Consider the following 11,986-nt stretch of genomic DNA (forward strand, 5'->3'; position numbering starts at 1 on the left):
CAGTTATGCAGCGATAAAATCAACCAAATCAACAGCTGATATCGCCTCATGACTGAGGCTCCCACAAATCACTAGCTGCAACTATTATAGGAAGAATAGCCCTGTGGGAGCTGCAGTAATGCAGCGATACAGTTAACCACATCAACAGCTGTTATCGCCCCATGACTGGGGCTTCCACAAATCACTAGCTGCAACTATTACAGGAAGAATAGCCCTGTGGGAGCTGCAGTAATGCAGCGATAAAATCAACCAAATCAACAGCTGTTATCGCCTCATGACTGAGGCTCCCACAAATCACTGGTTCCAAATACACCTTAACTACAACTTATTAACTACACCTTAAATGCAGAAATGTGCTTGGTCACTTCATCGGCCAATTGTTTAACCTTGGCACTATTAGCTAAGGTTTCTTGGCTACCCTCGCCCGTTTGCGTCGAAATCACACTGATGTTGACCATAGAGCGTGCAACATCTTCAGCCACGGCTGCTTGCTCTGTCGTCGATGAAGCAATCTGATGATTCATGTCGTTAACGCGCTCAACTTGCTTCACCACTAGGTTCAAGTTATCACCGGTTTTACCTGCTGCAGCCACGCTTTCTCGCGCAGTCTCACGTCCCTGCTCCATGGCTAATGCAGCGCTCTTGGCCAAGGATTGCAGCTTTTCAATCATCTTCTGAATTTCGATGGTTGAATTTTTGGTGCTGTGGGCTAGGCTGCGAACCTCATCGGCTACCACAGCAAAACCGCGTCCCGCTTCACCGGCACGTGCGGCTTCAATCGCGGCATTAAGGGCTAATAAGTTAGTTTGCTCAGAAATTCCCGAGATCACATTCAGCACCTCACCAATTTCACTTGAGCCCGCTTCCAGTTCGTTGACGACCTTCACCGCGTGCTCTACCTGGCTAGACACTTGGTTAATCGAATCTAAGGTCTCATTGATCAAGTGGCTAGCTTCACGCACCACATCGTTGGTCTCACTGGTGGCCTCTGATGCTTGTGTCGTGCTAGCCTCGACCTCTTTCACCGCCAAGGTCATTTGCTCAACCGCACTCACCACACTTTCCACGTCACCCATTTGCTTTTGTACGCCAGTATTGGTTTGATTGGCGATCACAGCCAGCTCATCGGCAGACAGGTTTAACGTGGTTAAGCTTTGGCTCACAGCCTTAAGTAAGGTTTGGAAGGCATCAAGCATGGTATTGATTTCTTTTGCTAACACTCCCATCTCATCTTGACTGTCTACGTCAACACGGATCGTAACGTCACCCTTCGCAACTTGGGTCATGGCGGCGACAATTTGGCGCAAAGGTCGGACAATCGACAAGATGATCAGCCACGAAATAGCAATCAATGACAGCAGAATAACAACAAAGGTTCCCCCCTTACTCCACAAGCGGGCTTGGAACAATTGTTCAACGTCATCCAGATACACACCTGTACCCAAAATTACTTGCCATGGCGCATATTCAGCAGCGAAAGAAAGTTTGGCGTCGGGAATGCCACCCGCCACTTTAGGGAAGTGATACTGTAAATAACCTGAGCCACCACCTGAGCGCACCGCTTGTAATATATCGCGATACACATAGACACCAAAGCTGTCTTGCACAGCGCCCACATTTGAGCCTATTTTACTGGATCCTTTTAAACTTGCTTTAAGGATGAAATCATCGTTGAAAACAAAGAAGTAGCCATCACTTCCATAAGTCATTTCGGCCAGCTGAGCGAATGCTAGCTGCTGTGCTTGCTCCAGTTCAAGCTCACCTTTTTCAACCTGCTCTTGGTAATATTCAAATACCCCTAGGGAGGCTTCTACTTGATACTGCAATTGCTGCTTGCGCTCATCCAGCATGCTGTCTTTTAGCTCAAGCGCACCGAACCAAGCCATGGCTAAAATTGCCAGCGAAGCAAACGAGACCAGAAAGGTTATTTTACTTTTAACCGAAAGGTTCTTGATATAGTCCATTAATTTCATCCCAGTATTGTGCGTTCTATCATTGATGAGAATAATTCTCACCTAGAGACAACACAGCAATATATCAGAGATGATTTAAAGCGCAAATATGGCCTTGGCAAGCTACATCGCAGTTTAATGAAAGGTGATTATTAATTGATTTTTAAGGTTAAAATGCGCCCCGGCGTTAACAAGAAACACTTTAGCAACATAATTGCAACGCACTACTTTGAAACTTTATTCTGGAATAAAGGGATGAATAAACATTAGCCACTAAATGATGTAGGTATCAATGACAAATAAACTTTGTCGGAATTTTAAAGCTAAATTGGCTGCCTTTGCCCACTTGGCTTTCTATCTCTAATACACTGTCATGATGACTTAAGGCATGCTTAACAATGGACAACCCCAAACCCGAGCCGCCCGTTTCACGCGAACGCGCTTTGTCGACGCGATAAAAACGCTCCGTTAGCCGTGAGATATGCTCTGGGGCAATGCCGTTTCCTTTATCGAGCACGCTAAAAAATGCCCCATCAGCCTCTTTGCGCCAAGTCACGGCAATTTCTCGATCCTTAGGCGTGTAGTACACGGCATTATAAACCAAGTTAGAAATGGCACTGCGTAACTGCTCCGCATCACCAAATACCTTTAAATCAGGCTCAATATCAAACTTAAACAGATGGGCTTTATCACCACTCAAAGCGATGGCCTCTTTTTCAACCAAGGACAACATGGCCGGTACATCTACCTTTTGATCCAAGTCGACTTCGGGCGCCGCTTCAATGCGTGAGAGGGTTAACAGTTGCTCAACCAACGAGTCCATTCTCGCAGTTTGCTCTGCCATTACATGATGGGCCTTAACCCACATGGCAGAGCTGGCATCGGGCGCATCTTCCATCATCTCCAAGTAACCTTTTAATACCGTCAAAGGCGTACGCAGCTCGTGAGACACACTGGAAACAAAATTACGACGCATGGCTTCCAGTTGGCGGATCAAGGTCACATCACGTGCCACCAGCATATTTTGGCCCGAGGTATAAGGCATGATACGAAATTCGAGTAACTTATCACTTTGTACCGGCGACACCAGCTCCAACGGCTGATCAAACTGCCTCGCTTTAAGGTAATCGACAAATGCCGGTGTGCGGATCAAGTTACCTATATGTTGGCCCGCATCTTCGGGCCAGCGAAAGCCTAAAATGCCTTCAGCCAACCGATTACACCAAATAATACTGCCATCGGTTTTGAACACCACCGCCGCATCGGGCAAAGCTTCGGCCCCTTCTCGGAAACGGCGGATCACACTGGCCAATTCTTTACGGCGCACGCGGTGGCGCTTTTGTAGCTTGTAGATGCCATTAAACACTAACTCCCAGCTGCCCTTGCCCTCAGGAGGAATAAGACTGCGGTCGTGCCAAAGCCAATCGGCTAACTTCTTTTGGTTGTTGTAATGCCAGGTTAAGTGGATCACCGTAGCGATAAGTAAACAGGTTGTGATGGCTTCAAGAAAGAACCCAACAACAAAGAAAGGCAGGTAGAAAAACAGTACGCGAGTAGACAGTACCATCCAAGAGAAAGGTTGTAACATAGAAAGTACCGTTTTCCTTAACTATCTAATGGCAATAATGCCAATACTACATTCTGGTCGAAAAGCGATAACCTGCACCACGCACGGTTTGAATCAAGCGATCATGGCCTTCATTGGCCACCGCTTTACGTAACCGACGTATATGGACATCTACGGTGCGGTCTTCAACGTAAACATTGGTGCCCCACACATTATTGAGTAACTGCTCGCGGCTGTAAACGCGCTCTGGGTGGGTCATAAAGAAATGCAGTAGCTTAAATTCTGTCGGCCCCATCTCCAATGGATTATCGTTGGCACTCACACGATGGGAAACAGGATCTAACTTAAGGCCTTGCACTTCAATCACATCATCCAGTGACGTGGGCGACACGCGGCGCATCACGGCTTTTAATCGCGCCATCAGCTCTTTGGGTGAAAACGGCTTAGTAATATAATCATCTGCGCCCACTTCAAGGCCGCGGATCTTATCTTCTTCTTCGCCTCGGGCAGTCAACATCACCACCGGAATTTGCCGGGTGATCTCGTCTTGCTTTAACTGCTTAATCAGTTGAATACCGGTTCCTCCCGGTAGCATCCAATCTAATAAAATCAGATCTGGAAACGGTTCAACTAACTTTTCCAATGCCATCTCAAAGTCAGAAGCTTCAATCGCTTCATAGCCTTTTTGCTCTAATACAAAGCACAGCATCTCTCGAATCGGCGCTTCGTCCTCTACCACCAGTATTCTTCTAGACATCTTGAAACTCTATGTTTGTTACGATTGTCTGCATTATTAGCCCTTTGTATGACACTTATATGACACCTGCAACGGTTCAAGTAAGAAAAGTGATATTTTTATGACGTTTGCTTTACTCATAAAGCTAAACTCGCTAAAACAGACTAAAAATCCAGCAAACACCCGCTAAACAAAGCAACAATTCGGTAATACCGCTAACAACATCTCGAATATTACGATCTAACACTAAGGTAAAACAAGTGCTAAACGACTCCCCAAAGAGCTTTTAATGACATCGATACGCATGCCAAGCTGTTCTTTCATCTCAGAAACGTGAGAAATCACCCCCACCATACGCCCGCTGTTTTGCAAATCCATCAAGGTTCGAATAGCCAGATCTAATGATTCTTGATCTAAACTGCCAAAGCCCTCGTCGATAAACAGGGTATCCAGTTTGATGCCGCCTGCATAAGCTTGCACCACCTCAGATAGACCCAGCGCCATGGCCAGCGCCGCCATAAAACTCTCGCCGCCACTTAGGGTTGCCACCGAGCGCACCTTGCCCGTATAGGCATCTTCCACTTCTAGCTCTAGCCCAGACGCTTTGTTCCCTTTGGCCCTTTCTTCTTTGCGCAACAGTCGATAGCGGCCCTTACTCATTAATTGTAGTCGCGTGCTAGCATCCAGTAATACATCATCAAGTAACACACTCAGTACAAAACGCTGCAAGCTGATCTTATTACCGGTTTGACCGTTAGCGACCGCCGCTAAGGTGCCCACCACTTCATAGTCTTGGTCAAGCTTTGCCAGCTTTTCATCCAGCCCGGCCAATTGGGTGGCGGTTTTTGTTAATTGGTCTTGGCGCTGCTGCAATTGTTGCCAACTTAGCTCTGCTTGGTTTTTAGCCGCCAAAGCACGTTCACATTGCTCATTGAGTTTAGCTAAATCGGGCTTAGTCAATTCGGCTAACTTAGCACTCAATTGCTCTCGCTGCGCTTGATTGCGTTGACACTGGGTTTGATACTGATTTAGGCCTTCAATCAATTGGCTGAGGGCTTGCGGCGTTAAACAAGCCTGCTTAAACTGCTCAAGGGTGGCAAAGCCTACCCCTTCACATTGCTGCTCAAATTGGCTTTGCGCCTGCGCCAGTTGCGCCTTAGTGCTTTGCTGTTGCTGCTCGGCCCCCTGCGCGGCGGTTTGCGCCTTGGCCAATTGGGTTTGCGCTTGTTGGTAAGCGTCTCGAATTTGATTTATCTGTGTATCTAATCCAGCTACTTGCGTTTGGCCTTGCGCTATCGCCTTGGTCAGGGCGCTTAACTCGCGTAACTCAGCCGGGATCTGCTCATTTAAACTGGTAAATTGCCCTTGCAACTGCGACAGCCGGGCGTGAGTGTCACGCTCTTGGCCTTGCTGCTGCTCGATTTGCTGGCGTAATTGCGCTTCTTGCTGTTGCCAATTTGCCAGCTGCTCATTGAGCTGTTTCACTTGCAATTGTGCTTGCTGGGCTTGTTGGCATTGGCTTTTTACCCCTTGTAAACGCTGGGCTAAGGCGTCACTGCTTTGGGTTGTTAACTCACCTAAGCTTTGTGCTAATTGATTAACTTGCTGCTGCTTTTCACCGTGCTGGCCCTTTAGGGCGGCATATTCTTCCCGCGCCTTAAGCAAGGCTTGATTGGCTTGATTAAACGCCTCAGTTAAAGCTTCAATTTGCTCTTCACTTGGCAATTGCGCGTCGGGTTGCGCCGGCGCAGGATGTAACGTACTGCCACACACCAAACAAGGCGTATTAGGCGCTAATTGCTGGGCTAAAATAGCCGCTTGACCTAAATGGCGCTGATATTCCGCGGTTAACTTGGCTTGCTCGGCAGTGTTGGCGTATTGGCTTAACCGCTTGCCCTTGATCACTGACTGATTTAATTGCTCACTCAGTTGGCTTAAGGCTTGCTGGGCTTGTTGCCACTGTTGATGGCTTTGCAGCTGGGTTTCAAGCTGAGATAAATGCTGCTGATGCTGCACTAAGGTGTCGGCCAGCTGGCCTTGCTCGGCCAATTGCTTTTGCCTGCCTTGCTGCGTCGCCATGCCTTGCTGCAATTGCTGCTTGCTGGCATCTATCACCTTTTGTTGCTGCTGGTGAGCTTGGCTAAGGGCTGTTATTTTCGCGCTTAACTCGCTCAGCTGGCCCACCGGCGTTTGCCAAGCAGTGAGCTGCTGCAAACCTTGTTGTTGCTGCTGTAATTGCTCTGTTAGTTCACCCAATTTATTGTATTCAAGAGTTTGCTGGGCTTGGTGTTGCTCGGCTTGGCGAAGTTGTTCAGTTTGCTGCTCACAAGCCTTCACGCTGGCTTGGTATTCTTTTTCTCTGGCTAAAAACTGGGCATAGCTAGGCTCAATTTTTTGCGCATGCTCGGCCTGCTGCTGACGCGTTTGGTCGGCCTTGATGACAGGCAACTGCGCATCTAACTGCTGCTTCTCAGCGTCTAATTTAGCCAATAGCTCAAAATCAGCGGCAATGCCTTTGGCGCTGGCGAGGGCTTGGTTGGCCTCGTCATACGCTTTATTGGCCGCGATTTTTTGTCCTAAGGCCAGCTCTAATCGCGGGCTTAGCTCGGCTTGTTCTTGGCTTAAGCTGTTATCCCCTGTCAATTCAAGGGCATCCATAATGCCTTGACGCTGATTGGCCAGCCCTTCGCGATTTTTACGCAGCTTGGCCGCTTGGTTTTTTAGGTTGTCTTCAATTTGGCGATAGATCTGGGTTTGAAACAACTGGCTAAAGATTTTTTCGCGATCTTTGGAATCCGCCATCAATAACTGGCGAAACTTACCCTGTGGCAGCACCATGACTTGGCGAAACTGATCCACGTCTAAGCCGGTTAACTGCTCGATAAGTTGATTAGCTTCGCTGACCTTGCTCGCCACCAATAAGGTTTCCGCGTCGCCATCAAGGCGATATAGCTCAGCCTGCGGCTTTTGCTCGGTCATGCCATCGCCACTTTTTTTCGGCCGCTGCTGCTCTGGAATACGCACAATGCGATAGCGCTGCTCGCCTAATTCAAACACCAATTCTACTTGGGTCAAGGTTTGCTCATCGGCGTAATCACAGCGCATTTGCGCCGCTTCGCGCTCATCCCCCGTGGTTTTGCCGTAAAGGGCAAAACAAATCGCATCTAAAATCGAGGTTTTACCCGCGCCCGTTGGCCCATTAAGCAAAAACAACGGATTACGCCCTAGTTTTTCAAAATCAACCACTTGCTGATCGGCAAAAGGGCCAAAGGCCGCCATGGTTAAATGAACGGGTCTCATGATGCGCCCCCCTGCTCTGGGGCTTGATGTAATTGCTCGATGGCGGCTTCGAGTACGCTTTGCTGGGCTGGGGTTAACGCTTCGCCTTGTACTTGCTGATAAAAATCGCGGCACATAGCCAGCTCGGATTTTTTAATATGATCTTGGCGCCGCTCTAAGGTGCTGCTTTCGGCCATCAAACCAGTGCGCTCGATATGCAACACATTGGGATACACTTGGCGAATTTTACCTATCACATCCAAAATGGCGGTTTTATCCAATAAACGCACCATCAAATAATCATCGCGGTTAGGGTCATTTTTCCCCTCTTCGAGCACGGCTTCCAGCAAGCCTTCAATGACGCGCACATCACGCAGCGGGTTTAGTGGCAGTAACTCAAACTTAGCCTCCCCCTCATTGCTTAACTCAACAAGGGTGACCGACTTGTTTTGGTGTTGCTCACTAAAGGAATACTTTAATAACGAGCCGCTATAGCGCACATGGGGCGCTCCTTTATATTGCGGGCCGTGTAAATGCCCCAGCGCCACATAATCAAAATCAGCAAACAGGGTTGGCGCTATTTTATCTGCGCCGCCAATGCTTAATGGGCGCTCCGATTCACTTTCCTCGCCGCCATCAAGAAAACAATGGCTGACCACCACGCTTTTATGCTGCGGGTGTTTTTGGTGCTGCTGTTTAACTTGCTCAAGTAAGCAGCTCATCGCCTGTTGATGGCCACTGGCCTCAACCTCAAACACATGGCGCACCGTGGCAGGCTCGGCGTAAGGCAATAAGTAAAACGCCGCCGACACGCCCGAGCGCCCAGTAATAATCACAGGTGAAATGGCTGCGCTCAGCGGCCCGACAATATGCAGCCCCGCCGTGCCCATTGACTCGCTAGCAAAGCCTAAACGCTCAGGGCCATCGTGATTGCCCGCGATGATAAGCACGGGAATGGAGAGCGCATTAACTAATTCGGTCAGCACCTCATTTAACAAGGTGACCGCTTGCGCCGGCGGCACCGAGCGGTCGTAAATATCCCCCGCCACCACCACCGCATCTACTTGATGATCTTTGGCATAAGCTATCACTTGCCCTAGTACATGACGCTGATCGTCTAATAGAGATTGGTTATGAAGTTGGCGGCCTAAGTGCCAGTCCGACGTGTGGAGAAATTTCATAAAGCCTAGGTCACCTGAAACGCGTTCGATAAAAAGTGAGATATCACCAAAAAAGCCCAAACCAGCAAGCATAATCGGCGCAAAATGGTTTATCATGCCTACCTACGTGAATTTTTCCAACCCTTCTGACACTTTCCAGCCATTGACAAGGGCAAATTGAATTTGGCTGGCTGAGCAAAACGTGCAGATATTTTTATAAGTGAATCAAGACTATGTGGTTTAAGAACCTACAAATTTATCGTTTTACCCGTCCTTTTGAGCACAGTATCGAAGCCTTGGAAAACACCTTAGCCGACTTTGAGTTTGCGCCTTGTGGCTCGCAAGACATTTCAAAATTTGGTTGGGTTAAACCCCTTGGCAAATTCGGCCAAACCTTAACCCATGGCGCCGACGGCAACATCTTGTTGTGTGTGAAAAAAGAAGAAAAAATGCTGCCGGGCCCAGTGATCAAAGACATGGTCGAAGAAAAGGCCCTTGCCCTTGAAGATGCCCAAGGCCGTCCGCTTAAGAAAAAAGAAAAAGACGCCCTAAAAGAAGACATCATCATGGAGCTATTGCCCCGTGCTTTTAGTCGCACCAGCCAGACGTTTGCTTGGATCAGCCCAAAATCCGATTTATTAGTCGTCGATGCTTCCAGCTCGAAAAAAGCCGAAGAGTTAATCTCGCTGCTGCGTAAATGTCTGGGCAGCTTACCCGTGGTGCCACTTGGCTTAACCACGCCCCCTGAGCTCACCATGACCGACTGGTTAAACGAAGGCAACATTCCAGCGGGCTTTAACATTGAAGACGAAGCCGAGCTGCGCAGCGCCCTAGAGCACGGCGGCATTATTCGCTGTAAACAGCAAGATTTAACCGCCGAAGAAATTAAGGCTCACTTAGACGCCGACAAGCTAGTGACCAAGCTTGCCCTAAACTGGCAAGAAAACGTGTCCTTCATCCTAGGTGAAGACATGGCCATCAAGCGCGTTAAATTTTCTGACGTCCTGCGCGAAGAAAATGAAGACATCTCAGGCGACGACTTCGCCGCCCGCTTCGACGCCGATTTTGCATTAATGACAGGCGAGCTAGAAAACTTTATCCCCGCGCTAGTAGAAGCACTGGGTGGTGAAGATAAGAAGGCGTAAAAGCTGCCTTCAATGCCCGCAAGCCTGAGGGTTTGCGGGATTAGTCATCCCTTTTGTTTGGTAGTAATAATCATGGCAGAAAGAATAAACTCAGAAGGAATAATAAAAGTCGGAGATTACTTCGAAAGTTGCTGCTTCCACCCATGTCTATGCATCGAAGTTGATGAATACGGAAGTAATATTGAGGGCATTTCCTTAATTGATGGCCACATTCAAAATTGCAGTGCCGTCCATTGTGGCATCCGTAAGTTAACTATTGATGAAGCCATTGAATGGAAAAAGCGAGGCCCACAAGAGATAGAAGGCCAACAAGTTGAGAATCCGTGGTGGTAAAACGACCAGCAAAGACAGAGCTGGCATCTCTTATTTATCACAGTCAAAGCTTTTGGTAAGTGCATTCTTGCCCCCTAGGATCTTGAAAAAACATAATTACGATGAAAAATTTTAAATTCGTGCTTATATCAGAATCAGGCTATAAAAAAGAGCATGACAAGCTGCTACAGAGCGTACTCGACCAGAGATATCAACTTTTTTGTGTGGTTGGTAAGGACTGTGAAGTATGGGAAGAGATCATGGATGAACTGTCCATCGGAAATGGATCTAACCCTCACCCCATAACCACGACTAGTCATCCCGACGAGTCTGTCAAAGATGTGCTTGAGTTTGCACACATGTTCAAAATTGAAAAAGAATCGGGTGTTGAAGTTGTGCGTATTTAGAAAGAAAAACAGGACAGGCACTTTACCGAAGATTACGAGTATGACTATCCGACGTTTTTGGGTGTTTTATCACCATAAAGTGAATCTAAGAAACTGTTATACAAAATGAAGCAACTACTCTTTTCAACACTATTACTTTTATCTGGAATAGCCATGTCAGAAACTTTCATCAAGGAAGATTCGTTTCATGTAAAACTGCCAGATGGCTGGTCTTTGATAGATTCGTCACCCGATGCAGGCCTCTGGGTATATCAAAGTTCATCTGGCGATGAAAGACTCACTATATCAATCAAATATTTCACTAATGAGCCTGAGATTAATCAAATCAAAGAATCAATAGACGTATATACAGCCATACGTAAACAATCATCTACCGGAATACATCAAGACATTTCAATATCACCAGATGAATTCAAAGAATACCCAAATGCATTTACCAATATTTTCATGGAAAAAGGCCCAATAGATAGATTAGCCGCTAATAAAACCATCGCTACTAAAGTTGGAATAGCAAATTTTTACTATGAGTCTTATCAAGATACGAAAGCTTTTATGCAACAAGTAAAAGTAATTTTATCCACGACTGGCTTTGCAAGCTAAATAACAAGGCCAAGCATTTCGCTATGCGGTTTAATCAATGAAACTAACCAGATTAATCAAAGAAAGCAGGCTCTTTTGGCCCCGTGAAATTTCCATTTTAGATAGCAAGTTGCTGGGTGAAGGACGCGGCGTTTTTGCGACCCTAGATACAACCTATGAGCGGATTGAACTGTGCCAGAGCTGGGTTAATGAATGGCATGAAATCATGTCGTATGCCATCTATTGTGGCTTTCACAAGCAGGCCATGGAAAAAATGGCGTCAGGTAGCGCATCCGTCGTCCGCTTTGATGACATTGACATTGAATATGTGGCCTTAAAAGTCAACGCGCATTTGTCTCAAGTCTATCCGAGCTGGCCCCGTTGGATGAAACGTAAATTTGTTTGCGACATAAAGCATAAAAAGCACAAATAACAACTATTGGAGCATTACCTTCTTGGTAAAGAGCGAATCATTATGCAGGGAGTGACCATTGAAGCCTGAAATTAAGTGTTTCGACTGCACGGATTTTGACCCTATCGAAACCTATCATTTTGATGATCTTAATGATGTTGATTATTGGATTAACTTCACCATTGGCCCAACAGGCTTTGACGGAGGCGACTACTTCCAAGTAAGAGTCACAACGTTTAGCAACGTAGGGCTTAAAGAGTCGATACAATATTGTATCTTACTTGAGCACTATTCTTTTTCTCAAGTATTGGCCAGAGTTAATAAAATTCTTAGCCAATGCGAAGGTCAAGATTGGCATGAGGTGGCGACTAAAATTTCAGAGTATATGCGTTGGGAGTTCCATGATTATAAGCCATCTAACCAATAAAAGAAGCCTC

At 47.0% G+C, this 11,986-nt stretch carries 11 protein-coding genes; 6 read left to right on the forward strand and 5 right to left on the reverse strand.

The annotated features are described in order from the left end of the window. Nucleotides 1–332: 332 nt before the first annotated feature. The 5 genes from K6Y21_RS05560 to K6Y21_RS05580 all read right to left on the reverse strand — a co-directional run bounded on the left by K6Y21_RS05560 (nt 333) and on the right by K6Y21_RS05580 (nt 8,715). Nucleotides 333–1,964, reverse strand: a complete 1,632-nt coding sequence (locus tag K6Y21_RS05560; RefSeq protein ID WP_233070788.1) for a methyl-accepting chemotaxis protein — start codon at nt 1,962–1,964, stop codon at nt 333–335. 277 nt (nt 1,965–2,241) lie between these two features. Next, nucleotides 2,242–3,540 carry a phosphate regulon sensor histidine kinase PhoR gene (gene phoR / locus K6Y21_RS05565; protein ID WP_233070789.1) on the reverse strand — a complete coding sequence of 433 codons (1,299 nt, stop codon included), beginning with the start codon at nt 3,538–3,540 and terminating at the stop codon, nt 2,242–2,244. A 46-nt stretch (nt 3,541–3,586) separates the two neighbouring features. Next, the gene (gene phoB, locus K6Y21_RS05570; RefSeq protein ID WP_233070790.1) at nt 3,587–4,276 is read right to left on the reverse strand and encodes a phosphate regulon transcriptional regulator PhoB; all 690 of its coding nucleotides are present in this window, start codon (nt 4,274–4,276) and stop codon (nt 3,587–3,589) included. Between the two features lie 225 nt (nt 4,277–4,501). After that, a complete protein-coding gene (locus tag K6Y21_RS05575) occupies nt 4,502–7,555 on the reverse strand; it encodes an AAA family ATPase (RefSeq protein WP_233070791.1) in 3,054 nt (1,017 codons plus the stop codon). Further along, on the reverse strand, nt 7,552–8,715 hold the full coding sequence (locus K6Y21_RS05580; protein WP_233070869.1) for an exonuclease SbcCD subunit D: 1,164 nt from the start codon (nt 8,713–8,715) through the stop codon (nt 7,552–7,554). Before K6Y21_RS05580 ends, K6Y21_RS05575 begins: the two co-directional genes overlap by 4 nt. 212 nt (nt 8,716–8,927) lie before the next feature. On the opposite strand from K6Y21_RS05580, the gene rdgC reads away from it, so the two are divergent. The 6 genes from rdgC (at nt 8,928) to K6Y21_RS05610 (ending at nt 11,976) form a co-directional block, all read left to right on the forward strand. Then, complete coding sequence (rdgC, locus tag K6Y21_RS05585; protein WP_233070792.1) at nt 8,928–9,839, forward strand: recombination-associated protein RdgC; 912 nt, start codon at nt 8,928–8,930, stop codon at nt 9,837–9,839. A 72-nt stretch (nt 9,840–9,911) separates the two neighbouring features. Continuing rightward, nucleotides 9,912–10,172 (forward strand): hypothetical protein, encoded by a 261-nt coding sequence (locus tag K6Y21_RS05590; protein ID WP_233070793.1) that lies wholly within the window; start codon nt 9,912–9,914, stop codon nt 10,170–10,172. A gap of 101 nt (nt 10,173–10,273) precedes the next feature. After that, on the forward strand, nt 10,274–10,558 hold the full coding sequence (locus tag K6Y21_RS05595) for a DUF7684 family protein (protein WP_233070794.1): 285 nt from the start codon (nt 10,274–10,276) through the stop codon (nt 10,556–10,558). Nucleotides 10,559–10,711: 153 nt separating this feature from the next. Then, nucleotides 10,712–11,158: a hypothetical protein gene (locus tag K6Y21_RS05600; RefSeq protein WP_233070795.1), complete on the forward strand. Its 447-nt coding sequence runs from the start codon at nt 10,712–10,714 to the stop codon at nt 11,156–11,158. 37 nt (nt 11,159–11,195) lie between these two features. Continuing rightward, nucleotides 11,196–11,570, forward strand: coding sequence for a hypothetical protein (locus K6Y21_RS05605; protein ID WP_233070796.1), 375 nt, complete (start codon nt 11,196–11,198; stop codon nt 11,568–11,570). A gap of 58 nt (nt 11,571–11,628) precedes the next feature. Further along, the gene (locus K6Y21_RS05610; protein WP_233070797.1) at nt 11,629–11,976 is read left to right on the forward strand and encodes an Imm8 family immunity protein; all 348 of its coding nucleotides are present in this window, start codon (nt 11,629–11,631) and stop codon (nt 11,974–11,976) included. Nucleotides 11,977–11,986 lie beyond the last annotated feature (10 nt).

It is taken from the genome of Motilimonas eburnea, assembly GCF_021295345.1.
In the GTDB taxonomy this organism is placed as follows: domain Bacteria; phylum Pseudomonadota; class Gammaproteobacteria; order Enterobacterales; family CBDFNC01; genus Motilimonas; species Motilimonas eburnea.

What these genes read in the sequence shown, in the direction of transcription:
- K6Y21_RS05595 (WP_233070794.1), top strand. Translation starts at nt 10,274, where the DNA reads ATGAAAAATTTTAAATTCGTGCTTATATCAGAATCAGGCTATAAAAAA.
- K6Y21_RS05590 (WP_233070793.1), top strand. Translation starts at nt 9,912, where the DNA reads ATGGCAGAAAGAATAAACTCAGAAGGAATAATAAAAGTCGGAGATTAC.
- K6Y21_RS05600 (WP_233070795.1), top strand. Translation starts at nt 10,712, where the DNA reads ATGTCAGAAACTTTCATCAAGGAAGATTCGTTTCATGTAAAACTGCCA.
- K6Y21_RS05580 (WP_233070869.1), bottom strand. Translation starts at nt 8,715, where the DNA reads ATGAAATTTCTCCACACGTCGGACTGGCACTTAGGCCGCCAACTTCAT.
- phoR (WP_233070789.1), bottom strand. Translation starts at nt 3,540, where the DNA reads ATGTTACAACCTTTCTCTTGGATGGTACTGTCTACTCGCGTACTGTTT.
- phoB (WP_233070790.1), bottom strand. Translation starts at nt 4,276, where the DNA reads ATGTCTAGAAGAATACTGGTGGTAGAGGACGAAGCGCCGATTCGAGAG.
- K6Y21_RS05560 (WP_233070788.1), bottom strand. Translation starts at nt 1,964, where the DNA reads ATGGACTATATCAAGAACCTTTCGGTTAAAAGTAAAATAACCTTTCTG.
- K6Y21_RS05575 (WP_233070791.1), bottom strand. Translation starts at nt 7,555, where the DNA reads ATGAGACCCGTTCATTTAACCATGGCGGCCTTTGGCCCTTTTGCCGAT.
- rdgC (WP_233070792.1), top strand. Translation starts at nt 8,928, where the DNA reads ATGTGGTTTAAGAACCTACAAATTTATCGTTTTACCCGTCCTTTTGAG.
- K6Y21_RS05605 (WP_233070796.1), top strand. Translation starts at nt 11,196, where the DNA reads ATGAAACTAACCAGATTAATCAAAGAAAGCAGGCTCTTTTGGCCCCGT.